Origin of the sequence: Escherichia sp. WS338, from assembly GCF_046486405.1 — a bacterium.
GTDB lineage: Bacteria > Pseudomonadota > Gammaproteobacteria > Enterobacterales > Enterobacteriaceae > Escherichia > Escherichia coli.
Genome location: NZ_JBJQLL010000001.1, coordinates 49,264 through 75,414, shown reverse-complemented (window position 1 = coordinate 75,414; position 26,151 = coordinate 49,264). Strand labels below are relative to the sequence as shown.

25 protein-coding genes and 1 riboswitch are annotated in these 26,151 nt (G+C 47.2%); of the genes, 9 read left to right on the top strand and 16 right to left on the bottom strand.

Annotated features, from left to right (window positions below; translation table 11 throughout):
- Window positions 1-25: 25 nt before the first annotated feature.
- Complete coding sequence (gene ubiK / locus ACJHWT_RS00375) at window positions 26-325, bottom strand: ubiquinone biosynthesis accessory factor UbiK (protein WP_001298379.1); 300 nt, start codon at window positions 323-325, stop codon at window positions 26-28.
- Between the two features lie 121 nt (window positions 326-446).
- Window positions 447-595: riboswitch (FMN riboswitch) on the top strand.
- A gap of 104 nt (window positions 596-699) precedes the next feature.
- On the opposite strand from ubiK, the gene ribB reads away from it, so the two are divergent.
- Together ribB and yqiD are read left to right on the top strand one after the other, a co-directional pair.
- Entirely contained in the window at window positions 700-1,353 is a 654-nt protein-coding gene (gene ribB, locus ACJHWT_RS00370) for a 3,4-dihydroxy-2-butanone-4-phosphate synthase (RefSeq protein WP_001076997.1), read from the top strand.
- Between the two features lie 261 nt (window positions 1,354-1,614).
- A complete protein-coding gene (yqiD, locus tag ACJHWT_RS00365; protein ID WP_000469268.1) occupies window positions 1,615-1,785 on the top strand; it encodes a protein YqiD in 171 nt (56 codons plus the stop codon).
- A 57-nt stretch (window positions 1,786-1,842) separates the two neighbouring features.
- On the opposite strand, the gene zupT is transcribed toward yqiD, so the two are convergent.
- Window positions 1,843-2,616, bottom strand: coding sequence for a zinc transporter ZupT (zupT, locus tag ACJHWT_RS00360; protein WP_001295627.1), 774 nt, complete (start codon window positions 2,614-2,616; stop codon window positions 1,843-1,845).
- A gap of 142 nt (window positions 2,617-2,758) precedes the next feature.
- On the opposite strand from zupT, the gene ygiD reads away from it, so the two are divergent.
- Complete coding sequence (ygiD, locus tag ACJHWT_RS00355; RefSeq protein WP_001696216.1) at window positions 2,759-3,547, top strand: 4,5-DOPA dioxygenase extradiol; 789 nt, start codon at window positions 2,759-2,761, stop codon at window positions 3,545-3,547.
- Between the two features lie 45 nt (window positions 3,548-3,592).
- On the opposite strand, the gene dsbI is transcribed toward ygiD, so the two are convergent.
- The 6 genes from dsbI to tolC all read right to left on the bottom strand — a co-directional run bounded on the left by dsbI (window position 3,593) and on the right by tolC (window position 10,712).
- Window positions 3,593-4,264, bottom strand: a complete 672-nt coding sequence (gene dsbI, locus ACJHWT_RS00350) for a protein-disulfide oxidoreductase DsbI (RefSeq protein ID WP_000511506.1) — start codon at window positions 4,262-4,264, stop codon at window positions 3,593-3,595.
- A gap of 14 nt (window positions 4,265-4,278) precedes the next feature.
- On the bottom strand, window positions 4,279-4,947 hold the full coding sequence (locus tag ACJHWT_RS00345; protein ID WP_000040015.1) for a thiol:disulfide interchange protein DsbA/DsbL: 669 nt from the start codon (window positions 4,945-4,947) through the stop codon (window positions 4,279-4,281).
- 17 nt (window positions 4,948-4,964) lie between these two features.
- Window positions 4,965-6,761 (bottom strand): aryl-sulfate sulfotransferase, encoded by a 1,797-nt coding sequence (locus tag ACJHWT_RS00340; RefSeq protein ID WP_000459864.1) that lies wholly within the window; start codon window positions 6,759-6,761, stop codon window positions 4,965-4,967.
- 484 nt (window positions 6,762-7,245) lie between these two features.
- The gene (locus tag ACJHWT_RS00335) at window positions 7,246-8,406 is read right to left on the bottom strand and encodes a glutathionylspermidine synthase family protein (protein WP_000442860.1); all 1,161 of its coding nucleotides are present in this window, start codon (window positions 8,404-8,406) and stop codon (window positions 7,246-7,248) included.
- 5 nt (window positions 8,407-8,411) lie between these two features.
- Window positions 8,412-9,083, bottom strand: a complete 672-nt coding sequence (locus ACJHWT_RS00330; RefSeq protein ID WP_000831543.1) for a DUF1190 family protein — start codon at window positions 9,081-9,083, stop codon at window positions 8,412-8,414.
- A 147-nt stretch (window positions 9,084-9,230) separates the two neighbouring features.
- The gene (gene tolC / locus ACJHWT_RS00325) at window positions 9,231-10,712 is read right to left on the bottom strand and encodes an outer membrane channel protein TolC (protein ID WP_000735289.1); all 1,482 of its coding nucleotides are present in this window, start codon (window positions 10,710-10,712) and stop codon (window positions 9,231-9,233) included.
- A gap of 204 nt (window positions 10,713-10,916) precedes the next feature.
- Here tolC and nudF point away from each other — a divergent pair, with 204 nt between their 5' ends.
- The 5 genes from nudF to parE are packed head-to-tail and all read left to right on the top strand — an operon-like array spanning window position 10,917 to window position 15,323.
- Window positions 10,917-11,546 carry an ADP-ribose diphosphatase gene (nudF, locus tag ACJHWT_RS00320; RefSeq protein ID WP_000917117.1) on the top strand — a complete coding sequence of 210 codons (630 nt, stop codon included), beginning with the start codon at window positions 10,917-10,919 and terminating at the stop codon, window positions 11,544-11,546.
- A complete protein-coding gene (locus ACJHWT_RS00315) occupies window positions 11,547-11,969 on the top strand; it encodes a DUF1249 family protein (protein WP_000833393.1) in 423 nt (140 codons plus the stop codon).
- A gap of 24 nt (window positions 11,970-11,993) precedes the next feature.
- Window positions 11,994-12,821, top strand: a complete 828-nt coding sequence (gene cpdA, locus ACJHWT_RS00310; RefSeq protein ID WP_000444747.1) for a 3',5'-cyclic-AMP phosphodiesterase — start codon at window positions 11,994-11,996, stop codon at window positions 12,819-12,821.
- Window positions 12,821-13,402, top strand: a complete 582-nt coding sequence (gene yqiA, locus ACJHWT_RS00305; protein WP_000105733.1) for an esterase YqiA — start codon at window positions 12,821-12,823, stop codon at window positions 13,400-13,402. Before cpdA ends, yqiA begins: the two co-directional genes overlap by 1 nt.
- A gap of 28 nt (window positions 13,403-13,430) precedes the next feature.
- Entirely contained in the window at window positions 13,431-15,323 is a 1,893-nt protein-coding gene (gene parE, locus ACJHWT_RS00300) for a DNA topoisomerase IV subunit B (RefSeq protein ID WP_000195296.1), read from the top strand.
- Between the two features lie 44 nt (window positions 15,324-15,367).
- On the opposite strand, the gene ACJHWT_RS00295 is transcribed toward parE, so the two are convergent.
- The 7 genes from ACJHWT_RS00295 to ACJHWT_RS00265 form a co-directional block, all read right to left on the bottom strand.
- A complete protein-coding gene (locus tag ACJHWT_RS00295; RefSeq protein WP_001060174.1) occupies window positions 15,368-16,237 on the bottom strand; it encodes a DUF2608 domain-containing protein in 870 nt (289 codons plus the stop codon).
- A 13-nt stretch (window positions 16,238-16,250) separates the two neighbouring features.
- A complete protein-coding gene (locus tag ACJHWT_RS00290) occupies window positions 16,251-16,985 on the bottom strand; it encodes a porin (protein WP_001317336.1) in 735 nt (244 codons plus the stop codon).
- Between the two features lie 95 nt (window positions 16,986-17,080).
- A complete protein-coding gene (locus ACJHWT_RS00285; protein WP_065203311.1) occupies window positions 17,081-18,205 on the bottom strand; it encodes an esterase-like activity of phytase family protein in 1,125 nt (374 codons plus the stop codon).
- A 27-nt stretch (window positions 18,206-18,232) separates the two neighbouring features.
- Window positions 18,233-19,147 (bottom strand): carbohydrate kinase family protein, encoded by a 915-nt coding sequence (locus ACJHWT_RS00280; RefSeq protein ID WP_000712976.1) that lies wholly within the window; start codon window positions 19,145-19,147, stop codon window positions 18,233-18,235.
- A gap of 4 nt (window positions 19,148-19,151) precedes the next feature.
- The gene (locus tag ACJHWT_RS00275) at window positions 19,152-20,150 is read right to left on the bottom strand and encodes an SIS domain-containing protein (RefSeq protein ID WP_001318049.1); all 999 of its coding nucleotides are present in this window, start codon (window positions 20,148-20,150) and stop codon (window positions 19,152-19,154) included.
- Window positions 20,150-21,226, bottom strand: coding sequence for an ADP-ribosylglycohydrolase family protein (locus tag ACJHWT_RS00270; protein ID WP_001033122.1), 1,077 nt, complete (start codon window positions 21,224-21,226; stop codon window positions 20,150-20,152). The genes ACJHWT_RS00275 and ACJHWT_RS00270 overlap by 1 nt, the downstream gene beginning before the upstream one ends.
- 13 nt (window positions 21,227-21,239) lie before the next feature.
- Window positions 21,240-21,992, bottom strand: a complete 753-nt coding sequence (locus tag ACJHWT_RS00265) for a GntR family transcriptional regulator (RefSeq protein WP_000591154.1) — start codon at window positions 21,990-21,992, stop codon at window positions 21,240-21,242.
- Window positions 21,993-22,278: 286 nt separating this feature from the next.
- On the opposite strand from ACJHWT_RS00265, the gene ACJHWT_RS00260 reads away from it, so the two are divergent.
- Window positions 22,279-23,610, top strand: a complete 1,332-nt coding sequence (locus tag ACJHWT_RS00260; RefSeq protein ID WP_000778884.1) for an MFS transporter — start codon at window positions 22,279-22,281, stop codon at window positions 23,608-23,610.
- 107 nt (window positions 23,611-23,717) lie between these two features.
- Here ACJHWT_RS00260 and ACJHWT_RS00255 read toward each other — a convergent pair whose 3' ends face one another.
- Window positions 23,718-25,859, bottom strand: coding sequence for a TonB-dependent siderophore receptor (locus ACJHWT_RS00255; protein WP_001240666.1), 2,142 nt, complete (start codon window positions 25,857-25,859; stop codon window positions 23,718-23,720).
- Window positions 25,860-26,151 lie beyond the last annotated feature (292 nt).

The following is a 26,151-nucleotide window of genomic DNA, read 5'->3' as shown; positions in this document are numbered from 1 at the left end:
CCGTCTGGCCCGTTTTTGTGTTGCTTTATTCTGCTTTATCAATAGGCGGGATAGCCGGAGGAGATTGAAGATCTGCTACCGAATTATTGCGCGCTTCCAGTTCACTGATGCGCTGCTCCAGTAATGCCAGTTTCTCACGAGTCCGTAACAGGACTTGCGTCTGTACGTCGAATTCTTCGCGGCTCACCAGATCGAGACGCGTCAGCTGCGCTTGTAGGGTTTGGCGGATTTTTTTCTCCACATCTTCCCCGAACTCCCTGATTCCTTTAGGCATTGATTCGTGAACCTGGCGAGCGATTTGCTCAATTTTTTTCGGGTCAATCATTGTAGTTTCCCTGTACTGATAGGTGTTGAGTGCCATTGTAGTGCGATAAGGGTAAGTCATAAACCAGAATTATGTGAAGCTATGCGTTGCTGCCGCTAATCATTAGCGTTATAGTGAATCCGCTTATTCTCAGGGCGGGGCGAAATTCCCCACCGGCGGTAAATCAACTCAGTTGAAAGCCCGCGAGCGCTTTGGGTGCGAACTCAAAGGACAGCAGATCCGGTGTAATTCCGGGGCCGACGGTTAGAGTCCGGATGGGAGAGAGTAACGATTCTGTCGGGCATGGACCCGCTCACGTTATTTTGGCTATATGCCGCCACTCCTAAGACTGCCCTGATTCTGGTAACCATAATTTTAGTGAGGTTTTTTTTACCATGAATCAGACGCTACTTTCCTCTTTTGGTACGCCTTTCGAACGTGTTGAAAATGCACTGGCTGCGCTGCGTGAAGGACGCGGTGTAATGGTGCTTGATGATGAAGACCGTGAAAACGAAGGCGATATGATCTTCCCGGCAGAAACCATGACCGTTGAGCAGATGGCGCTGACCATTCGCCACGGTAGCGGTATTGTTTGCCTGTGCATTACTGAAGATCGCCGTAAACAACTCGATCTGCCAATGATGGTAGAAAATAACACCAGCGCCTATGGCACCGGTTTTACCGTGACCATTGAAGCGGCTGAAGGTGTGACTACCGGTGTTTCTGCCGCTGACCGTATTACGACCGTTCGCGCAGCGATTGCCGATGGCGCAAAACCTTCTGATCTGAATCGCCCGGGCCACGTTTTCCCACTTCGCGCTCAGGCTGGTGGTGTACTGACGCGTGGCGGCCATACTGAAGCGACTATTGATCTGATGACGCTGGCAGGCTTTAAACCGGCTGGTGTGCTGTGTGAGCTGACTAATGACGATGGCACGATGGCGCGTGCACCAGAGTGCATTGAGTTTGCCAATAAACACAATATGGCGCTCGTGACTATTGAAGACTTGGTGGCATACCGTCAGGCACATGAGCGTAAAGCCAGCTGAAAATCGCTGCTTAATTTACTGTCTTAATCAAGAAACCGAAGTTGTAGCTGGCTTCGGTTTTTATTTTGCCCTGCTATGCAAGATGTTAATTCCGCTTCTCTTTCTATGAGAAAATTTCATTAATATCAGGCATTCTTTTTCATTATGATCAAAATCATATAATTGTTCCGTTATTATGCGACCATATGAATATATCCGAAAAAGGATATGTGAAATTTATGCGCTAAATGTTTAGTATTGTTAAATATTAAGGGTAAAAGGATGTTTATCGCCTGGTACTGGATTGTATTGATTGCTCTTGTTGTGGTGGGTTATCTCCTGCATTTGAAACGTTATTGTCGGGCGTTTCGCCAGGACAGAGACGCACTGCTTGAAGCGCGGAACAAATACTTAAACAGTACGAGAGAAGAGACAGCCGAAAAGGTAGAATAAGGCTTTAGTGAAGCTGGCAGAAGTTGTCCATGCGCTGGACAACTTCTGTTGTTGCTTTTAACCAATTCCCGCCGTTTGTAGCAGCACTAAACTGAATCCCATCACTGACATTCCACATAGTACGCCATAGCTGGGGTTATTATTAGGGTCAATCTCTTTGGCGAGCGGCATTAATTCATCAACCGAGAGCGCCACCATAATTCCTGCAACCGCCGCCATGATTGCCGCCATGACCACCGGGGAAATCATGCTACCGAGGATTAACCACGCCAGCACACCACCAAGAATTTCTGCCAATCCAGAAATCCCCGCCCACAGAATTGCCGTGCGTTTAGAACCCGTTGCTGCATAAACCGGGCCTGCAACCGCCAGACCTTCAGGGATATTGTGCAACGCGACGGCCAGGGCGATACCAAATCCCAGCTCCAGGTTGCTGCTCGCCGTGACAAAGGTGGCAATCCCTTCCGGGAAGTTATGCAGACTGATGCCGAGAGTGAGCAGAATGGCTGTGCGCTTGATCGATTTTGGCAACGGCTGCACCGATTTTTGCATTAAATCCTGCGGATGCGCATGTGGCAACATGCGGTCCAGGCCAAAATAGCCAAGCAGACCGAAGATAAACATTCCATAACCCAACACAGGCGACATTCCTTCGGCGGCTAATGCGGCAGGAAGCATTTCCATTAATGAGATGAGCAACATGATCCCCGCCGCAAATCCTAGCGAAAACGCCAGTAAGCGGTTCGAGGGTTTTTGCCCGAGAACGCCGAGAAACGCGCCAATAAACGTGGCTGCCCCCGCCAGTATGGTCAGAATGAGAGGTACTGACATCGACAACTCCTTATAAATCTTTACTTTCAGGCAGATCGTCAAAATAACTGATGATCATCATCATTGTTATCCGGGTTCTTACTCCGCCGAACAAGCGTATTGTGAGGATATCAAAATGACACCTTTAGTTAAGGATATCATCATGTCTTCAACACGTATGCCAGCATTGTTTTTAGGTCACGGTAGTCCGATGAACGTGCTGGAAGATAATTTGTATACCCGCAGCTGGCAGACGTTGGGGATGACATTGCCACGCCCGCAAGCAATAGTGGTGGTTTCGGCTCATTGGTTTACCCGTGGAACAGGAGTGACCGCGATGGAGATGCCGCCCACGATTCATGACTTTGGTGGCTTCCCGCAGGCGCTGTACGATACGCATTATCCGGCTCCTGGCTCACCGGCTTTGGCTCAGCGATTGGTTGAGCTGTTAGCGCCAGTGCCTGTCACACTGGATAAAGAAGCCTGGGGCTTTGACCACGGCTCGTGGGGCGTGCTGATTAAGATGTATCCTGACGCCGATATTCCGATGGTGCAGTTGAGTATCGACAGTAGCAAACCTGCCGCCTGGCATTTCGAAATGGGGCGCAAACTGGCAGCGCTGCGGGATGAAGGAATAATGTTGGTCGCCAGCGGTAACGTGGTACATAACCTGCGCACAGTGAAGTGGCACGGTGATAGTTCACCGTATCCGTGGGCGACGTCGTTTAATGAGTATGTGAAAGCGAATCTGACGTGGCAAGGGCCGGTAGAGCAGCATCCTCTGGTGAATTATCTCGACCATGAAGGTGGCGCGTTATCGAACCCAACGCCAGAGCACTATCTGCCGTTGTTGTATGTCTTAGGTGCGTGGGATGGGCAGGAGCCAATTACCATTCCGGTCGATGGTATAGAAATGGGCAGTTTAAGTATGCTGTCGGTGCAGATAGGTTAATAAAAGAACCCGAAGCCAGAACGACTGGCTTCGGGTGTTGCTGAGTTAGCCTCTGATGATTTTAAGCGCCCATGCGCCACTCATAATGACCAGCAGCACCAGACACATACCAAAAGCCAGCATACAAGCCTGAGCCATATTCATAAAATGCCATGGTGGTAGCAGATACCAGCCTTCAGATTGCTGATACATTTCCACAAACCACTGTTGCGTGCTGCTCAGTGTGACGCCATCAGGAACGATTGGTGCGTCATAGCCACAATCCCCTGTAGGCTTGAACCAATTTGGTGCCCACTGTGCCAGCGGCAGGTTAAAGGGAAAAGTTGGATCGGTAGAGCAACCCTGTACGCCAAACAGTGAATCGGGATCCGGATTATGTACTGCATGGTGGATATCGTTTAGTTTGAGCGAAAACTTCAGTCCCAAAATGCTGCCGTAAAATGCCATCACGCAGCCAATTAGCTTTAGGATGATGTTCTTTGGGTTGATCGCTGCAACCAATCCTCCAATAACCATCACAAACATGGCGTAGCGAATGTATACACATTGCTCACAGGGTGCCATGTAGAGATAGATCTGGAAGAAAGAGTGCGCCAGGATAATTAACGCGCCCATCGCAACGGCCATTAACAACCACAACAAGCGTTGCTCCTGCCATCTGACCAGTGTGTCAACTGGTGATGTGCGAAGATCTTTCCACATTCCCTTAATACCCATAGCCTGTTTCCCTGTTATTTGCTTGCTAACTCACGGATAAGGTCTGCCATCGCGTCGATGGATTTGATGCTCTTGGTGTAGATCAAGTACTTACCATTAACGACATAGGCTGGAACCCCCTGGATTTTGGCGACATCATAAGAGGCTTTCCATTTTTCCAGTGTTTCTTGAACCGCTGGTTCTTTCAGTGCCGCTTCAAAATCCGCCTGACTCATACCTGCGGCATCCAGACCGGTTTTGATAAAAGCAGCCGGATCTTTACCGTCAGACCAGCGTTCTTTTTTGTCGTGATAAGCCGCGTAGTAGGCAAACTTGGCTTTCTTAAACTGAGAGTTAGCATCAAATAAGGAAATGCCTGCTGCTTTATCTTTATTGATCAAGACCGCAAAGACTTCGCTTGCTTGTTTGCCGTATTCACCTTTTGTTTCCAGATGGAATGGAGTGAAAGCAACGATATCTTTCACTTTTTCCGATACCGGACCGGTAACCGCTTTGTCGTACTTGTAACAGAACGGGCAGGCGTAGCTAAATACCTTAATCAGCGTTTTGTCGGCATTCGGAATAGGTTTTTCCAGAACCATGTAATCCGTGCCTTCGGTAAATGCAGAAGCGGTAAATGAAACAGCCAAAGCTGCGGTAAGCAGTATGCTTTTAAATAGTGATGAGATCCCTAATTTCGACATTTTTATTCCCTTCTTAATTATTTGAACATCTGTTGTGGACGGACTAACAATGCACGATAGTGAGTCTGATTGGGTTTATCTGACAGCACGTCGATTTCCACTTTCACTTCTTTGGTTTTGTAATCGATTTCGTTCAACTTACCGACGGTTGGCTGCCCGACATCGAACAAATGAATAGAACCACCGAAGCCAAACATGGTGTTACGGTCGGCTTGATATTCAATGATGGAGGTGATTGGGCTATAGAAATCGTAGCCACGTTCTTTACCGTATTCCCACACTTGCTGAACGGTGCCTTTCTTCTCATCAATCTTATATTCCACAAAGCGGGAATATTTCATGGTTGGTAAGGCAGGTTGTTCCAGATGACGCCCATCGCCATTATCAAAAATGGTGAGCGTTCCTTTGCTGGAAATCCAGGCGGTATGCTGGGTGTAGGTAAAGTCGAAGTCTGAGTTTTCGCACAGGTCATTTTCGTTACAGGTAATTGGCTTACCGTTAGCATCAACCGGTTTCAGCAGCTTGCTGGCCAGCGGTTTTTCCCAACCTTTAGAGGGCGCAAGGATCCATTTCACTTGCTTATCACGACCAATCTTCACAACACCCTGGTGGCGAGAGGAGAGGATGATAGAGTCATCTTTTGCGTCATAGGCGATAGAGTTCACGTGCGCCCAGTTGCGGCCTGGCCCTACACCCAGCGCGTCGCCGAACGGTGTATCTGGTTCCAGTTTTGCCTGTTGTCCTGCATGGGCAAGGTCAACGTTAACGCAAACTGCACCTGCATCCAGCGCGCCGAGCAGTGCATCGCGTTTCGGATCGAGGATCTTGGTCAGATCCCATACATCGACAACGCGACCAGATTTATCGACTTCGAGGATATGGTCACGAATGGTGGTGACGTGTACGCCGTCATCGCGACGATAGTTACTCTTACCTACGCGCAACAGTACCGTGCCATTTGGCGTCTCAATGGACTCATGAGTGGCGTCAGCAAATCCGCGCGGTAGTTTGTGATCTTCGAGCACCTGCCCCATCATGTCGAACTCGTACCAGTGCTGACCTTGTACAGCGGTAAAGGTGCCGCGTGGCGTTTCGCGGATACCCATCAGATAACCACGCTTGTTGATATCGCGGTCACGACCATCGTAGAAAGTGTCTTGATCCAGCCACCAGCGGTATTCACCTTCGGTATCGACGATGAAAGTAAAGGGCGCGATATCAAAAGGTAGTGCGCCGGTTGCCGGACCCGCATCAAGGATACCGGCATTTTTATCTTTCTCACCATGCCAGTGGAGATCGGAACCTTGGGCGGTAAAGGTGTGGGTATTAACCAGATAGAGGCGATCTTCAAAACCCGGTGCGACTTTAATAACTTTGGTCTGTTGTAAATCGGATATAGAGCGGTTATCCATGTAATTATTGACGATGGCCGAAGTGTGCACCACATAATCATCTTTCATGACCTTGCCGTTTTCTTTCCACTCAACGGTCACTTTGTTAGCAAATTTCTGATAAAGACCAAAAATCGGTACACCATCGTAAGTTTTTAGTGATTCCTGACCCACGGGATAGCTGATTTCTACACCTTTTTCGCCCTTCCCATGGACGGTAACTTTGACGTCAGAAATAACATGGCTATCTAAGTCAACCAAAGCGGTCAGTGGTGCATTGCCGTAGGGATCGACAATGACCGCACCCAGTTGCCCGGCAGGCGGCGCTGGTTTAAAACCCGCAGCCATCACCCCCGATGCTGACAAACCCAGGGTTATCGCCACAGTTCCGGCTACGAGTGTTTTTCTATATTTATCAAACATGGATATATCTCCTTATATAACGCAAATATATAATAATGATGAATATCGACTGTTGAGAGGGTGCTAATAAATTCGTTACGTGAATATAAATATTAATTCAATAAAGAGTGAGAATGCTTTTGTGTTTCTTTTAAATATGTTGTTATTCGGTGAAACAAATATTTATGTTTAATGGATAGTAGGGGGGCAATATATCAATCACAATGTTCAATACTGTGTAGTGTGATCCCTGCAACATTGTTTTTTAATTATTAAATTTAAATCTGGTGAAATGAAAGTAAAGTATTTAAATAATATCAAATAGTTATGTTGTGATGTATTCACTTACTTTAATTACAATATCGCTTGCATATGACGATTTAACATTAAATTGAGTATTAATGTTAAATAAAGGTTGGATATGTATGTGTTTATATATTGATGGGAATTATGAATGGTGGATTATAAGAGATTGCCCCGCTTATCGGGGCAATATTAAGCTGTATTACTCAACAAAAATATGCGGATAAAACCGAGACATATCCTGGGTGATCAATGCACGGTCTTCACGAATGCCAATTCCGGCAGGTTGATCGTTCACCAGCCAGCTACCAATCAGCATATAGCTGTCGCCGAATTTCGGTAACGGGTGGAATTGCTGAACAATCATCCCTTCTTCGCCATACGGACCTTCCGCTGCTTCAATGGTTTTGCCGTTCTCAATGATCGACACGTTTGCGCCTTCACGGGAGAAGATCGGTTTAACCACATATTTTTCCATTTGCGGATGATCATCTTCCGCAAAATAAGCAGGCAGCAGGTTCGGGTGATTCGGGAACATCTCCCACAGTAGCGGCAGAAGCGCTTTGTTGGAGATAATGCTCTTCCACGCCGGTTCCAGCCAGCGTACGCCTGCATCCTCCAGCTTGGTGGAGAACATCTCGCGCAGCATAAATTCCCACGGATACAGCTTGAACAGGTTGGAAATTACCTGATCCTGTAAATCCGTGAACTGACCTTTTTCGCCTAAACCGATATCGTCGATGTAGAGGAATTCGGTAGCGATTTCAGCTTCCGTCGCGCAGTCCTGCAAATACTGAATGGTTCCGCGATCTTCCACCGTGTCGCGACAGCAGGTGAGATGCAGCAACTGGAAGCCATACTGTTCACGCAACTCGACAAAGCGATCGATTAGCTTTTCTTGCAGACTGTTAAACTGGTCGCTGCCCTCCGGCAAGTTACCGGCGTTAAGCTGATCTTCCAGCCAGATCCACTGAAAGAACGCCGCCTCGTATAGTGACGTTGGTGTATCGGCGTTATTTTCCAGCAGTTTAGGTTCGCCAGTGCCATCCCACGCCAGATCAAGACGCGAATAAAGCGATGGCTGGTGAGTCAGCCATGACTGGCGCACAAAACTCCAGGTGTGTTTTGGTATGCGGAATTTGGTCATCAGCTCATCGCTGGCGATCACTTTTTCCACCACTTTCAGGCACATCTGGTGCAGTTCGGCGGTGACTTCTTCCAGCTTTTCAACCTGGGCGAGGGTCAACTTGTAGTAAGCATCTTCACACCAGTACGGCTCGCCGTACATGGTGTGAAAATTGAAACCGTATTCGTGGGCTTTTTCGCGCCAGTCCGGGCGCTCGGTAATACTGACTCTTTCCATCGGTATCAGCCACCCATTGAACGAGAAGAGGTGCCGGTTGCGCTACGCTGCATAGTGCTTTGTTTGGCAACAGATTCACCAAAACCGCCACGGGTAACAGTAGTAGTGGTCGCCGGTTTTGGTGCCATTGCCGTCTTCGGTACGGTCATGGTGCGGCCTGGCTGGGCTGCGCCATAGTTTTTACCGGTCGCGTCGGTATATTTACCGTAAGCCGGGCTGGCCGGGTTTTTCGAGGAGAACAGCGGCTGCTGTGCAAATCCCGCGCCGCCGCCCATCAGACGTCCCATCATGTAACCGGCCATCAGCGGCATCCAGAAACTCCCGCTGGATTGCTGGGCCTGCGCCTGGTTTTCTGGTGCCATGCCAGCCTGGGCTGGTGCCTGCTGGCACTGACCTTCACCAAATTCAGCAACACAGTCTTCACGGGTGGCGTATTTCGGCGCAGTACGTTCGGCTTCTTTCAGCGCATTGTTGTACGCGGTGGTACATTCGGCGCTTTTGCCTGGGTTTGCAGCTGAACAGTCGTCAGCATTTTGATAGAGAGACACTGTTTCATCACTCTTTTCACAGCCAGCCAGCATAAAAACAGTGGCAACCGCGAGAGCGACTGGTGTCAGATGGCGTGCGCTCCAGTTTTTGCGGAACGATGCGTGGCGTATGGATTTTGTCCGTTTCATTTTTGTCTTCCGGGACCAGTGGTAAATACCCATCAGAATAGAGGATGGCTGGTCGAAATTGAAGCGAGAAGGGGGAAGAATGCGGCAGATAACCCGTATCTTTACGTTGCCTTACGTTCAGACGGGGCCGAAGCCCCGTCGTCGTCATCAGTTACGGAAAGGGTTATGACCGTTACTGGTGGTAGTGCGTGCGGATGTTTGCTGAACGACGGGTGCCGGGCTATCAGGCGCATAACCATCAGCAATAGCATTCTGTTCCGGCGTTTGCGGGGCAACGTTTTCCGGATTAGTGGAAACCGGTTTGCTCAGCGCATTGTTCAGTGCCAGAAGATCCTGCTCGTTCAACGTACCCAGAGCTGATTTAATATTCAACTGGTTAATCAGGTAGTTATAACGCGCATTCGCCAGCTCTTGCTTGGCGTTGTACAGCGTGGTGGTCGCATCCAACACATCAACAATGGTACGCGTACCGACCGAGTAACCCGCTTCCATCGCGTCTAATGAGCTTTGAGCGGAAACTACGGCTTGTTTGTAGGCGTTAATGCTACTGATAGAAGCATTAATGTTGTTGAAGGAGGAACGTACGGTTTGCACGACGCTACGATGCGCGCTTTCCAGTTGCTCGCTGGCACCAACAAAGTTGTACTGGGCCTGTTTCACCTGCGAGTTAACCATTCCGCCCTGATAAATCGGCAGCGAGAAGCTCAGGCCAACTTTGTTCTGGCCCATATTGCTATCGTCATACTGGGTACCAGCGGCACCACGGGTTTTCGAACCGCTATAAGAGGTGTCAGAAATCCCGGTAGAAGCCGTTAAATCCAGAGTCGGTAAGTGACCATCCTGCGCCTGGCGAATTTGCTCGCGCGCCAGGTCCTGGCTCAAGCGCGCCTGTAACAGCGACAGGTTGCGTTTTTCGGCTTCTTTCAGCAGCGTGTTAACCGGCTGTGGTTTGTCGGTTTTAAAGTTTTCGACATTCAGCGCCGCCAGTTCTGGATAGTAGTTACCGGTGATCTGGCGCAGCTGCTCTACCGCGTTATCAAGGTTATTACGTGCGGTCACTTCGTTCGCCAGCACGGTATCGTACTGTGCGCGGGCGTTCTGCACGTCAGTGATCGCTACCAGGCCCACGTTAAAACGTTGGGTGGTTTGATCTAATTGACGGTAGATCGCTTCTTTTTGCGCCTGTGTATAGGAAAGAACGTCAATAGCATTCAACACGTTGAAATAAGCGGTCGCGGTGTTGAGGATCAAGGTTTGTTGATCGGTCTGATACGTGACGTCCTGAATCCCAGCTGCTTTTTCCTGCAGCGTTAACGCACGCCATTTCGACATATCAAAAATGGATTGAGTTAACTGCAGGGACGCACTGGTCGCGTTAGAGTTGATGCCGTTCGCGTCGCGGTAGCCGTTGCTATAGGTGTAATCTGCACCTAAACCTAGCTGTGGCAGTAATGGACTGCGCGCTTCATTAATTTTTTCAAAGGCAGCATCACGATCGGCGGCAGACTTACGCAATTCCGGGTTACTAAGGCGTGCTTGCTGATAAACTTGCATCAGGTTCTCGGCCTGGCTCAACGAACTGAAACCAGAAAGGCTCAGGCCGATAAGAATGGGGAGCAATTTCTTCATTTGCATTCCTTGTGGTGAAGCAGTATTTAGCGCGATCAAACTGTAAAATTATTGCGGATTCTAGCAGAAGCCGCTACCGCAAAAGGTTGGCGTTACGTGCCATAGGGCGTTAATGTGCCTCAATTTAACACATGACTGCTCAAACGGCAGTCAAACGTCGCTGAAATTCACATTTAATTCACTATTAGTGCCAGGACATTAACAATGCTTAAGCCAGACAACCTGCCCGTTACATTTGGCAAAAACGATGTAGAAATTATTGCACGAGAAACACTTTATCGCGGCTTTTTTTCATTAGATCTTTATAGATTTCGTCATCGTCTATTCAACGGGCAAATGAGTCATGAGGTACGGCGGGAAATTTTTGAGCGCGGTCACGCCGCAGTCTTGCTACCCTTTGACCCAGTGCGTGATGAAGTTGTGCTGATTGAGCAGATTCGAATTGCCGCGTACGACACTAGCGAAACCCCCTGGCTACTGGAGATGGTTGCCGGGATGATTGAAGAGGGTGAAAGTGTGGAAGATGTTGCCCGTCGCGAAGCGATTGAAGAGGCGGGGCTGATAGTCAAACGGACCAAACCGGTGTTAAGTTTCCTGGCAAGCCCGGGGGGCACCAGTGAGCGTTCGTCAATTATGGTGGGCGAAGTGGACGCCACGACCGCAAGCGGTATTCACGGTCTGGCTGATGAAAACGAAGATATTCGCGTTCATGTGGTAAGCCGGGAACAGGCATACCAGTGGGTAGAAGAGGGGAAAATCGACAACGCAGCGTCGGTCATCGCTTTGCAATGGCTGCAGCTGCATCATCAAGCGTTAAAAAATGAGTGGGCATAAATGAAGCGTTACACACCTGACTTTCCTGAAATGATGCGCCTGTGCGAGATGAACTTTTCACAATTGCGCCGTTTGTTACCGCGCAATGACGCACCCGGCGAAACTGTAAGCTATCAGGTGGCAAACGCACAATATCGGCTGACGATTGTGGAATCGACCCGATACACTACCCTGGTGACAATAGAACAGACTGCGCCCGCGATCAGTTACTGGAGCCTTCCGTCAATGACGGTGCGTCTGTATCATGACGCGATGGTGGCTGAAGTGTGTTCAAGCCAGCAGATTTTTCGCTTCAAAGCGCGGTATGATTATCCTAATAAAAAGTTGCATCAACGCGACGAAAAGCATCAAATTAATCAGTTTTTAGCGGACTGGTTGCGATACTGTTTAGCACATGGAGCGATGGCGATTCCGGTTTATTAGCGTCGTGAAACCTAAGGACACCATTTGGAAAGCCTGTTAACCCTTCCTCTGGCTGGTGAGGCCAGAGTCAGGATTTTACAAATTACCGACACTCACCTGTTTGCGCAAAAGCACGAAGCCCTGTTAGGGGTAAACACCTGGGAAAGCTACCAGGCGGTGCTGGAGGCGATTCGGCCACACCAGCACGAATTCGACCTGATTGTCGCGACAGGTGATTTAGCGCAGGATCAATCCTCTGCGGCCTATCAGCATTTCGCTGAAGGCATCGCAAGTTTTCGTGCGCCCTGCGTCTGGCTGCCGGGCAACCACGATTTCCAGCCCGCGATGTACAGCGCGTTACAGGATGCGGGTATCTCCCCGGCGAAGCGGGTGTTTATTGGTGAGCAATGGCAAATCCTGTTGCTGGATAGCCAGGTGTTTGGCGTGCCGCACGGTGAGCTGAGCGAGTTTCAGCTTGAGTGGCTGGAACGTAAACTGGCCGATGCGCCAGAACGCCATACGTTGCTGCTGCTGCATCATCATCCGCTACCTGCGGGTTGTAGTTGGCTTGATCAACACAGCCTGCGTAACGCGGGCGAACTGGATACCGTGCTGGCGAAGTTTCCGCACGTCAAATACTTGCTGTGCGGTCATATTCATCAGGAGCTGGATCTCGACTGGAACGGTCGCCGCCTGCTGGCAACGCCGTCGACCTGTGTGCAGTTTAAGCCGCACTGTTCCAACTTTACGCTGGACACCATCGCGCCCGGCTGGCGTACTCTCGAGTTACATGCTGATGGCACGCTGACCACCGAGGTGCATCGCCTGGCGGACACACGTTTCCAACCTGATACCGCTTCAGAAGGCTACTGATGTCTACGCTTCTTTATTTACACGGTTTCAACAGCTCGCCGCGCTCTGCAAAAGCGAGCTTGTTAAAAAACTGGCTTGCGGAACATCACCCTGACGTTGAGATGATCATCCCGCAGTTGCCGCCGTATCCTTCCGATGCGGCAGAACTGCTGGAATCCATTGTCCTGGAACATGGTGGCGATTCGCTGGGTATTGTCGGTTCGTCACTGGGGGGATATTACGCCACCTGGTTGTCGCAATGTTTTATGCTGCCCGCAGTGGTGGTCAACCCGGCGGTGCGCCCGTTTGAACTGCTGACGGACTATCTCGGTCAGAACGAGAACCCCTACACCGGGCAGCAATATGTGCTAGAGTCACGCCATATTTACGATCTCAAAGTCATGCAGATTGACCCGCTGGAAGCGCCGGATTTGATCTGGCTGCTGCAACAGACGGGAGATGAAGTGCTGGATTACCGCCAGGCGGTGGCGTACTACGCTTCCTGCCGCCAGACTGTCATAGAAGGCGGCAACCACGCATTCACGGGCTTCGAAGATTATTTCAACCCGATCGTCGATTTTCTTGGTCTGCACCATCTCTGACGATCAACTCGAATTGCTAACTTAAACCATGACGCAAACTTATAACGCTGATGCCATTGAGGTACTCACTGGGCTTGAGCCGGTTCGCCGCCGTCCGGGGATGTATACCGATACCACTCGCCCTAACCATTTGGGGCAAGAAGTTATTGATAACAGTGTCGATGAAGCACTGGCGGGTCACGCAAAACGCGTGGACGTAATCTTACATGCTGACCAGTCGTTAGAAGTGATTGACGATGGGCGCGGGATGCCGGTGGATATTCACCCGGAAGAGGGGGTACCGGCGGTTGAACTGATTCTTTGCCGTCTGCATGCAGGCGGTAAATTCTCTAACAAAAATTACCAGTTCTCTGGCGGCCTGCATGGCGTGGGGATTTCGGTGGTTAACGCCCTTTCGAAGCGCGTAGAAGTTAACGTACGCCGCGATGGTCAGGTTTATAACATCGCCTTTGAAAATGGCGAAAAGGTGCAGGATTTACAGGTTGTCGGCACTTGCGGTAAGCGCAATACCGGTACCAGCGTGCACTTCTGGCCGGATGAAACCTTCTTTGACAGCCCGCGTTTTTCTGTTTCACGCCTGACGCATGTGCTGAAGGCCAAAGCAGTACTGTGCCCTGGTGTTGAGATCACCTTTAAAGATGAGATCAACAACACCGAACAGCGCTGGTGCTATCAGGACGGTCTGAATGATTACCTGGCGGAAGCGGTAAACGGTTTACCGACGCTGCCAGAAAAACCGTTTATCGGTAATTTCGCTGGCGATACTGAAGCGGTGGACTGGGCGCTACTGTGGCTACCGGAAGGCGGTGAACTGCTGACCGAAAGCTACGTCAACCTGATCCCAACGATGCAGGGCGGTACCCATGTTAATGGCCTGCGTCAGGGCCTGCTGGACGCGATGCGTGAGTTCTGTGAATACCGCAACATTCTGCCGCGCGGTGTAAAGCTGTCGGCGGAAGATATCTGGGATCGCTGCGCCTATGTGCTGTCAGTAAAAATGCAGGATCCGCAGTTTGCCGGGCAGACCAAAGAACGTCTCTCTTCGCGTCAGTGTGCGGCATTCGTTTCGGGCGTGGTGAAAGATGCCTTCATCCTGTGGCTGAACCAGAACGTTCAGGCGGCGGAGCTGTTGGCAGAGATGGCGATTTCCAGCGCCCAGCGTCGTATGCGTGCGGCTAAAAAAGTGGTGCGTAAAAAGCTAACCAGCGGCCCGGCGCTGCCTGGTAAATTGGCTGACTGTACCGCGCAGGATCTTAACCGTACCGAACTATTCCTTGTGGAAGGTGACTCCGCAGGCGGATCTGCCAAGCAGGCGCGCGATCGCGAATATCAGGCGATCATGCCACTGAAAGGTAAGATCCTTAACACCTGGGAAGTCTCTTCCGACGAAGTGCTGGCTTCGCAGGAAGTGCACGATATTTCGGTAGCTATCGGTATCGATCCTGACAGCGACGATTTGAGCCAGCTTCGTTACGGCAAGATCTGTATCCTGGCGGATGCTGACTCCGATGGTCTGCACATTGCCACGCTGCTCTGCGCTTTGTTTGTAAAACACTTCCGCGCATTGGTGAAACACGGTCACGTTTACGTTGCACTGCCACCGCTCTACCGTATTGACCTCGGGAAAGAGGTTTATTACGCGCTGACGGAAGAAGAGAAAGAGGGCGTACTTGAGCAATTAAAACGCAAGAAAGGCAAGCCAAACGTTCAGCGTTTTAAAGGTCTCGGGGAAATGAACCCGATGCAATTGCGCGAAACCACGCTTGATCCGAACACTCGCCGTCTGGTGCAGTTGACTATCGATGATGAAGACGATCAGCGTACTGACGCGATGATGGATATGCTGCTGGCGAAGAAACGCTCGGAAGATCGCCGCAACTGGTTGCAAGAGAAAGGCGACATGGCAGAGATTGAGGTCTGATAATCTTAACCCGGCAAACATGTGTTTTGCCGGGTTGTCGTTGATTATTTTATTGGGCACAGTTTATTACGATCTGGAAATAGTGTTGCCAGCGAACCAGCCAGAGTTTTCCAGTCCGTAGCCATTTTTTCTGCTTGTGCAGTTGTTATTACTGCACCTTGTTGTTTAATAAGCTCATCCTCCACTCTGGTATAGTGAATAATGGTAAAATCCGTAGAGGACCATTTATCCTTAGAGAACATCTTCGTCATCGCATGAATGTTTGCTTGCCCGTCATCGATAAAAACAATCGCGTCATATTTGTTCCCCATTTTATCCAGCATATAATCGAGAATTACGCCTTTATCTTGCCCGGAAGAAAAAAATACCCCCTGGCTGTACAGCCATGACCGTTTGAGTTTCCCTTTTTCAAAGGGTGGCAAAGTATCCTCTTTCTTCCTGAGTGCGGAAGACGAAAAATCAATGCCGTTTCGCTTTAATTCCCGCAATGTCGGAAAGAGAGTATCCGGTGCACGGGATGTCAGAGCAAAAGCGGTATGCTTTTGTTGCCACTGTTTTAACATTGTCGGTAACTGTGGCTCGGTAAGCTGCATAGGGCTAAGTTCGTAAAGCATACTGATTGTATTTTCATACAGGCAAGGAACTTTTTGCGAGTCATCCGGCTTTAAAGGCAATTTATCGGTTTGCCATTGATACCAGATATCACCGCCAATGCGAGTGCCACTCGTTAATAACGTGTTATCAATGTCAAAAACCAATAATATCTTATCGGATGGATAGAGAGTTTCCTTTTCTGTGATAATTTTACTGACCGCACTATATTCGCCAGTAACTATATTTTTTACCTGTGCGTAAGATAAAGCAGGCAGAGCAGAGAGCATCATCCAGAGAATGATTTTAAATTTATTATTCATTTTTTATTCCAGATTAGAAAGTATAAGTCAGACCCCAGCGCCAGCGGATTTGGCGATTACTTGATGTTTTATCCACACCTTTATAATCCGCAATACTCATATAGGGTATCCACGATCCCATTTTGTACCCTACTTTAAATGATGCGGTATAGTTTTTATGGCCATCATTCCAGGTTAAATAACCATTATTGTAATAGACCAGGTTTAACTGATATTGGAAGTTGGTTTTTTGTGGTCGATAGTCGATCCACACATCGTAACGGCGGTTATTACGATCATCGTTGCCATAACCTTTGGATTTATCGGTGGCTTTATCCATGTCATAACGAAACCGACCTGAAACTTTCCATTCTTTGCTGAAGTCATAACCCGCAGAAAGACCATATTCGTAAGTTGACCAATATTGCGTGGTATCAAGCCAGAACATGGGTTCTAACCAGAATTTTTTGTCATCCAGCGGCTTAAAGCGGTAAACAACAGATAATCCTGTTCCGTTATTGCCAAATTGTGAGGGGTCCCACTTATCTTTATCACCTTCATCGGTGTTATAGCGTAATTCTCCCATCAAACCGATACCATTACTAAAAAATGTACCAAATTCAACGCGGTCCGCGTGGGTGCGAGTATCATCAAGATACTCATGGCGATAATCAATAAATCCATGCGGCTGTTCTGCACAGACTAGTGTAGGTGACAGGCAGGATAACATTGTTATTCCTGCAAGTGATATTTTAAGATAAGAATTCATAATATTCCCTTTCAGAATAAAATATATTTTTGGTGATCGAATACACCATCTGATGATTCCATGTATTAGAATGTTTTTGTATCTATAGTTTGACTTTAAATTTTAAGTTTGTTTTCCTTATCAATGAATAGATAAAATTTCGTCTGTTGATGGGGCTGGAAATTATTATCAGATACAAATATTAACGATGTATGCCCATCAATCAGAGGACCGAAGGTTACCCCTTCAATACAATCCGCAGAGGAAGTGTAATCAGCAAAATCAATTAATAATTTTTTACTGACGGGTTGTAACGTGGATTTATTGGACCAATCTTGCAGACTGTCAATATTCTTGATATCGCTGGCAGCAGTTAAATCGACCATATAAACTCTGACAGAGTAATCCCAGTCATTGAACCCAGCACTGACGTTTCTGCCGGAACGTTCGATGACCAACAATTGGTGATCATTCAGCGCTATGACCTCGGATACGCCATTATCATTAATACCGAACTTACTCACTTGCGGAACAGGATCAGTAATATAGAGATATTCATGCAATTGCTTTGAAGGTCGACCGTCTGCATCTATAGAAAATTGCAGTAAGCGTGATGTGCCTGAATTTATTGGACTTGCAATAGGCCCATCCTGTTTAAGGCTGCTTTCAACGGCGATAAAAAGTGATTTTCCATCTGGTGTAACTGTCAGGCCCTCCCAGGCGTTGCCGCTGCGAATACCATTGCTGCTCTCTTTGTCAGAACTAATATTAAAGCGAGCAGGAAATAAAGACGTAAAATCTTTCTCCATTACGCCATCGAGAGTGCTCAGACGCAGTGGAGCACCTAACTCCGAACTCCAGAGTAATGATTTACCATTGTGTGTCAGGGCCAGACCTTCGGCATCCACCGTATTGGTCACGAAAGGTTGCTGTTTTGCATCAAGCAGTGGACGCTGGTTGAGAAAATTCACTTGCTCAATGCCCCTGGATGATACCTGTATTTTTAGTGTATAAAGACTGGCATCTCCTTCTTTATTATTGTTTCTGCTATCGTTAATAGCATAGAAAATATTTTTTTTTGCATCAAATGTGATGGCTGATAGCCCCGCGATTGTGACATTGTTCTGCTTTTCTCCCGTCCGGAAGTTAAACTCCCCAGCATAATGAAGAAAACTGTTTGCCTGCGCTGTTGTGCATAACAGCGGTAATGCCAGAAAAATAGCGGCATATCTTATTTTCATGATATTTACCTTTGTATATATATGATTTTAGTCGTGTTGTGAAAGAAAAAGATTAACCTCCGATGGTGTCGGCAGATGACCTCTGGCACCTAATGCAGTAATATTTATTGCTGCTGTGGCAGAAGCAAATTTTAGTGCTTCAATTAAGGGCATATTTTTTATTAAGCTATAAACAAATGCACCATTAAAAGTATCTCCAGCGCCTGTGGTATCAATAACGGGAATTGTATAACTACCTATTTTTACTTGCTCATTGCCTTTGACTGCAATTACTCCCCTAACATCCAGCGTAACCACGACAGCGTCAAGTTGATACTCGTCTTGTATATCATGCAGAAGTGTAAAATCTGGCTCTGTTGCATAGCCACGAATAAAACCGTCATAATTAAATATCGCAATATCAGCAAGGTGTAAAATTCTGGCAAGGTGTTCAGGTGTTGCAATGATATGAGGCTCAATATCAACGACAACTTTTGTCATCTGGCTACGGGAATATTCGGCCAGCATACGAAATTTCTCGATATCTGCTGGCATCGTATAAAAATAACGGCTTTGCGCAATTGCCTGCAGGGCTTTTTCTTTATCCCACTCATGATCACTACCAGGCGAGTAAACCAACGTTTTTTCACCTAATTCATCAATAAAGATAATCGCGGTATTGGCAATCAATTCCGGAATTACCTGAACGAAATCACAATTTACATGATATTTTTTAAATCCATCAAGAATGATCGAGGCTGAATGATCATTGCCCACACATGAAACAGATACCACATTGAGACCCAGTTGTCCCATCGCACAGGCACTGTTGGCGACTGTGCCGCCAGCTTGTTCACCCAGACGTGTCCCGACAACTTTACCGCCACGAGTGGGGAGTGACGGGATAGATAAAAAAATATCTATATTTCCACTGCCTAAAGCGGCGACATCAAATTTCTTCATAGTCTTATTTCTCCCTATGGCTAACGCGTTGCCCGCCTGCGTCGACATAATCACAACTTAAATGCCAGCACATTTCATATAACCACTGCATGACCAGAAATAAATTGTTGGACTCACTGGCGTCAGGTATAAAACTGATTAATTCTGCTGTCGCTCCCTGTTCAACAATTGCTTTTTGGGTTGCAAGGTAAAATGGGGACTCGCAGGATGTGGCTGGTAGTAAAATATAATGCTGACCGACACCAGCCTGATGTAAGCGTAATGAATGATAAAATTCTTCCAGTGGAAGGGCTGTCGCACGAATCTGTGGGCCGCAAGAAAGTAAATTGCTCCCCGATATTGCCAGTCCCCAACTTAAGCCACTCCCAAGAAACGTTATCTCTTTTTGTTGGTAAAAATGGCGCTTCTTTTGCTGCCAGTGCTGATTAATCTGGCTAAATTTCCCTTCCAAATCATCTTCAATCTGCAGTGGTGTTAAGCCTGGACATAATTTTTGCGCTAAGCGCAGGAGGGCATAAAGTGTGACGCTACTACTTTGCGTTGGAATACCCTGCTTATTCGCCCATGTATAGAGCATGTTTTCTGTTATTGCGCAAAATGGTGTTCCAGGGCAATTCGTCACACCCAGCACTTGCGCGTTTGAGCATACTGCGTGGCAGAGGGCGTCAACGGTCATTGATGGTCTGCCACTTGCACTGAGAATAATGATTAACGTTTCTTTCTGATAACGGGTTAAATCAGTCTGAAGAAAATCCCACGTTTGCAATGCGTAACAAAACAGATGTGTGTATTTCCCCAGCCAGGCGGCGGCACATAGTGCCACCGTCCAGGAGTCGCCCGATCCCACTATACAGACGCGTTCAACAGCACGTTTATCGAGCTGAAAAGTAGAAAAACATTCACCCCAGATAGCTGCCAAATGGCGTAACGATGCCGCCGTAGCATTTATCTCCTCACGAGTTTGCGCTAATGGCATAACAGGAGTACGGGCTGGCATGTTCATTATTTCTCCTGTGCCTCTAATGCAAGCAATGTCAGACCCGATGCGATCGCTTCAATATCGAAATCTTTATTATTTACGGCGCGGAAAAAGGCATATTTATCTTCAGGGAGCGCATCAAAACCGCGCCATGCCCCTGCAATTGCGCCTGCCATCGTAGCGATGCTATCGGTGTCATTGCCAATATTGGCGCAGGCATGAATGGTTTCCCAGGGTTCTCCTTTGCAGTACAGCAATAGACCGATTGCCGCAGGAATGGATTCATGGGCGGCAACAGAGTTACCAACCAAACCTTCCATTTCTCGCAGACAAGACTCCAGGTCATTGGCTCGTCTGGCGATGTCCGCTGCAAGTTGGATGCGCATGGCGATAGATGGCCCTGCGACACATCGTGCATATTGTTTGGCCAGGCGTTCGCCGTAATTCGCTCCCCAGATTGCGGCGTCCAGTAATGATGTGAGCGAAGCTTCTGGTAACATAGCTTGTGATGTCGCCGCAGCGATGGCGCAAGCGCTGGCAATCGCAATATTGGTGTCATGCGAAGGTAGGCAAGTTATTAGCGCCAGGTGACACGCTTTTTCTTTCTTGCCTGGCCAGATCAATCCTGCAGGGGCTACACGCATTCCTGCTCCATTCGTGGTGCCGACATTGGGTGCCTGACGAGAAGATGTTCCAATACGCCCAATGGTGTTTGTTGGTCTACCTTCTTTTAGTGCCTTGACGATTTGTTCTGTTGTGGGGCCTTTATAATTTGCGTAGGGCTGCATATCGGCCCAACGCAGAAGACAAGCTAACCAGTCATTATTGGTGAAGTTATCAAATCCAGCCTCAATTAACCCTTCTGAAAACACATACATTTGGCTGGAATCGTCGGTGATAAGTCCCGCAATACCATTTAATGAGCCAGCGAATGTATCGGCAGGAGGAGAAACAAAGGCATTTAAAAAACCTCCCCATTGAGCTTTTATTTCATCAATGCTGTAGAGTTCAGTCGCTGCGCCTAATGCATCGCCCATACCTGCGCAGGCTAAAGAACCTAATATTTTGTTATAAATTACAGCTTGTTCTATTTTGTTCACAATATTCTCTCTGTTACACGCTAAAACTGTCTTTTGTAATTCGTGCTTTGTAGGAGTACCGGCTTGCGGGATACACCATCTCTACATACTCCATTGGTTTGCGTTCCACGGATAACGTGACGCGGGTACAACTTAATACGACATCATCGGCAGTCAGTTCCAGTAATTGACGCTCAAGGGGCGAGGGAAGCCGGGCAGAGATAATTTCTGTTGCTTCTAAAGGTTTAATAGCGAGTTTTTCTTCCAGTAAAATATAGAGCGAACCCGTCGCCAGCAGATCTTCTTGGGTTATTTCTTGCCTGTCATTTAATGCAAGCCATGATGTCTGAATACCCAGGGGGGTACTTCCCATATAGCGAACGCGTTTTATACAGAATACGGTTTGGACATGGATATCCAGGTCGAGATTTTTTCTGATAACATCACTGACAGGAACATAGCCTATCTCAAGAATATTCTGTGCTGGTATACCACCTCGAGCTTTAATATCGTCGGTAAAACTATGCAATAAATGATTTTCTCTACTACGAGAAGGCAATACAAATGTTCCTTGCCCGTGGACACTATGCAGGTAGCCGCGTTGTTTAAGACTTTCTATTGCCTTTCGAATAGTTGTTCTGCTACTTAAATAATATTCTGACAATTCCCTTTCTGTCGGTATGGCTTTGCCTTCTTTCCATTCACCGTTATCTACTTTTTTCTTTATTTCATCAAAGATTTCACGATGCTTTAGCTGACCTTTACTGGCTTTATAAATTTTTATCATGACAAAGCCTCATTTCAAGTGGTTGATACCAACTCTACATTCTTTAACTTTTATTACGCATGGTGCTTGTTCACTATCTGTGACATAAAACAGAAAAAACCACAATTAAATATATAAATCATGAGATTAAGTGAAATTGGTTTTTATGTGATGTTGCTCAATATTGACTCAATGGTTTGTTGTGGTATCAACCAATGCATTTATGCTCACTCGTAAAGTTATGTGCTGAATGAGTTCAGATATATTTGTTTTTAATATAAGTTCACGTAATCAATGAGTGCTGTGTATGAAACTTACAATAAATGAAAAGATAGGTTTTGGTGCTGGTGATATGGCTATCGCGATAGTAATGATGTCTTTGGCCATGATCATCACTTATTTTTACACGGATGTATTTGGTCTGAAACCCGTCGACTTAGGTATTCTGTTATTTTCTGTACGTATCCTTGATGCTGTGATTGATCCAGTTGTGGGAACAATGACAGACAGAACGAATACACGTTGGGGAAAATATCGGCCGTGGTTGCTTTTTATGTCAATACCGTTTGGGATAAGCATTTGGTTGATGTTCACCACACCTAATACCGATTATTCAGTTAAGCTTTTATGGGCCTGGGCTACCTATGTGTTACTTACCTTGACCTATACGTTAATCGCTATTCCTTATGTTTCATTAATCAGCGTTATCACGGATGATCCACAAGAGCGATTGAGCGCCAATGGTTATCGTTTTGTTATGACAAAAATTGCCATGTTCGCCGTAACAATTATTGTTCCTTTATCTGCAATGTATCTTGGGAAGAATAACGTACAACTGGGTTATCAAATAGCAATGGGGGCAATGGGAATTCTGGCAACGTGTTTATGCCTGTATTGTTTTTTTAGCGTGAGAGAGCGCATCTACCATCCAAAACCCAGTCTCGGTATGGCCGCGCAGTTTCGGTTACTGATCAAAAATGATCAATGGCTCATTTTGGGCGCTGTAATTGCGATCATTATGTTTGGCGGGATTATTCGTAACTCTGTCGCTGCATATTATGCAAAATATTACCTGAATGGTGGGGATGCTTTAATTTCACCGTTTTTAACTTCAGGCGTGATCGCCTCTGTTCTGGCTATGATCGCTTGCACCTGGCTTACTCGACTCTACGACAAAATAAAAATATTTCGTTATACCCAATTACTGGCGTTCGTGGTGGGTGGTGCGATGTATTTCGTGCAACCAAATTCTATAGTGTTAGCTTTTACATTTTATATTGTGGTGACCTTTCTGACTGATATTCAGCTTCCCATTTATTGGGCATCCATTGCTGAGTCAGTGGATTATGGTGAAATGAAAACGGGGCAACGTGTTTCTGGACTGGCATTTGGCGGGATTCTCTTTTTTCAAAAGTTTGGTATGGGACTGGCGGGAGGGTTTATCGGAATCGCTTTAGCGTTTATGGACTATCAACCTGGCGTAGAACAAACACCACAGGCGTTGTGGGGGATCTGCCTGTTAATGACGATCATTCCCGCGATACTTAACCTGATTACCGGACTCATCATGAGATTTTATCTGATTAATAATGAATATTACGAACAGATTAAGGTGTGTTTACAGCCTAAAAATATATGAAAATTTAATATATTGAATTTCTATGGTAGATCTGATGGGCGTAGCGCATCAGACAATTTGGAGTTTGTCATCAGTCTCAGCCCGGTAAACATACCGGGCTTTTTTGATCAAAATTCCATTTTCACCGTGAATTGCACTTCACGCGGATCGCCAATCTGATTCCCCAGATTATTTGTGGCGATGGAAGAGGTGTAATACGTTTTATCAAACAGGTTTTTGACGTTTAATTGCAGTGTGACCGGATACTGCAATTTCATTTTGTATGCGGCGAAGGCATCGGCAACAAAATAGCCTGGCAGATAATAGTCAGCCCCATTGGTTGCCGAACGACGGCTTACGCCATGTCCACCACCGCCAAACGTCAGTGTGTTATTGCCAGGCATGTTATGAATGTCATAGGTCAGGAATAGCGAACCGGTATGACGAGGAACATTCGGCAATGGTTTACCTGCATAATCAGGATCTTCCAGAACCTTAGCATCGGTATAGCCGTAGCTGGCAATGATATTAATGTTTTCAGTTAATGCTCCCGCAAGGTCGACTTCTACCCCTCTTGAACGAACACGGCCTGCCGTTTTGGCAATGGTTTCATCACCAACACTTTCGGTATACAACACATTACGTTTATGGATATCAAACAGCGCAATATCTGCGGTGATACCATCGAATAGCTCGAATTTTGCCCCGACTTCGTAAGCATTAGATGATTCTGGTGGAAGATCGCCAATGTAGCTGGCAATTGACGACTGCGGCATAAATGTTTGCGAATAATTGGCAAATAAGGATACCGATGGCGTCAGTTTGTAGACCAACCCCAGTTTGGGAGTCCATTGTTCATCGCGGCTGTCAGTATTGACATTAAAAGGACGGCCTTTACCCGCATACTGCGTGTAATACTGATAGCGGATCCCGGCGACGGCAATCCAGTTATCGGTCAGATAGAGTGCGTCCTGTGCATACGCTGAGTAGCTCTCCTGTTTGATCGTCTGATCACTGTCCGACGCCGAAACCGTTGTACATTTGCTGGTATTACCATAAACAGGGTTGTAGATATTGAAATCTTTAGCTTTTTTACAGCGAATCATATCTGTACGCAGAAGATCATAATATTCATATGACACCCCACCCAGAATCTCATTATAGAATCCGGCAATATCAACATTCCCTTGCAGATCCGCACGAGTAGCATGCATACGCTGGGTAGATCCCTGAGTTGCATCAACACGCCGTGTCAGTGTTCCTGTCGTTGCATCATACGCGGTAACACGCGCCTGATTATCGCTGTATTTATCCTGGCTGTAGCTGTAATCAAAGCGCGCTGTCCACTGGCTATTGAGATGATATTCTGCGTTGAGTTGCGCCAGATCGGACTGACCATCTGTAATATTAAACGGTTCGTCAAAACGTATTTTTCGATCAACGTTTACGGGCTGTTTCGTCGTAAGGTCGAAAATCGTTCCACGATCGAACGGAGTTTTATAGTCCCGATGGGAATAGAGCATGGTTACTGTTGCATTATCACCAAACCAGGTGAGTGACGGGGCAATAAATGTACTGCGCTCTTTACCGAAGTTTCGCCAGTAATCTTCATCCTGCACTTCCCCGGTAAGGCGATACGCCAGCTGAGTGCCTTCAATGGGACCTGTGATATCAAGTTGCCCAGTGCCGCCACCAAAACTGGAGGAGGTGGCTGAAACCGAACCATGGAATGTTTTTTCCGGGCGCTTGGTCACGACGTTAATCAGTCCGCCAGGATCGAGAATGCCATACAGCGTGGAGGCCGGGCCTTTTAGCACTTCCACACGTTCTGTGGCGGCGTTGAAACTGCGAGGAAGTACGGTTCGCAGACCGTTGGTCATGATGGAGCCATCCCGGTTTGCGCCAAACCCACGGCGTACAAAAGCATCCTGAGTCCCGCCTAATGTATTGGTCTGTACCACGTTACTGACGTTATAAAGCGCCTCATCCAGCGTTGTCGCATTCTGGTTTTCCAGAACCTGATCGCTAACCGTATTGACCACCTGCGGGATATCCAGCATCGGCATATCGGTTAATGTCGCCGTGGAGGTGCTCAGAGGTTGATAACCATCGGTTGCCTCAGTTGCGGTATTTGCATCTGCTGTAACAGTGATTGTTTCGCCATCTTTGGTCGTTACAGAGTCTGTTGCATGAATCATCGGTGCCGCAAAAAGCAGTGAAAAGAGCGCCCGACCTTTGAGTCCTGAGAATGAAGGTGTGAACATAGCCATTTAGTCTGTTATCCCAAAAACTCGCGGATTGTCGCGAGTGAAAATTGTTTCTTATTGCTCACTAAGCACTATCCGTTTGTTATTTCGCCATCGGATATGTAATTGAGAATCATTCAATCACGCAGTAATGTAGTAGTAAATGAGAAATAACAAAAAATTGCTACATGTGTTTTTATGAAAAGTTTATACAATTTGATTGCTTTTAATTTATTGATATTTAATGTTTTTATTTTTATTTATAAAAATGTTTTGCCTGTTATTTACCTTGTTTTTGTGTGGCTTTTAACTGCTT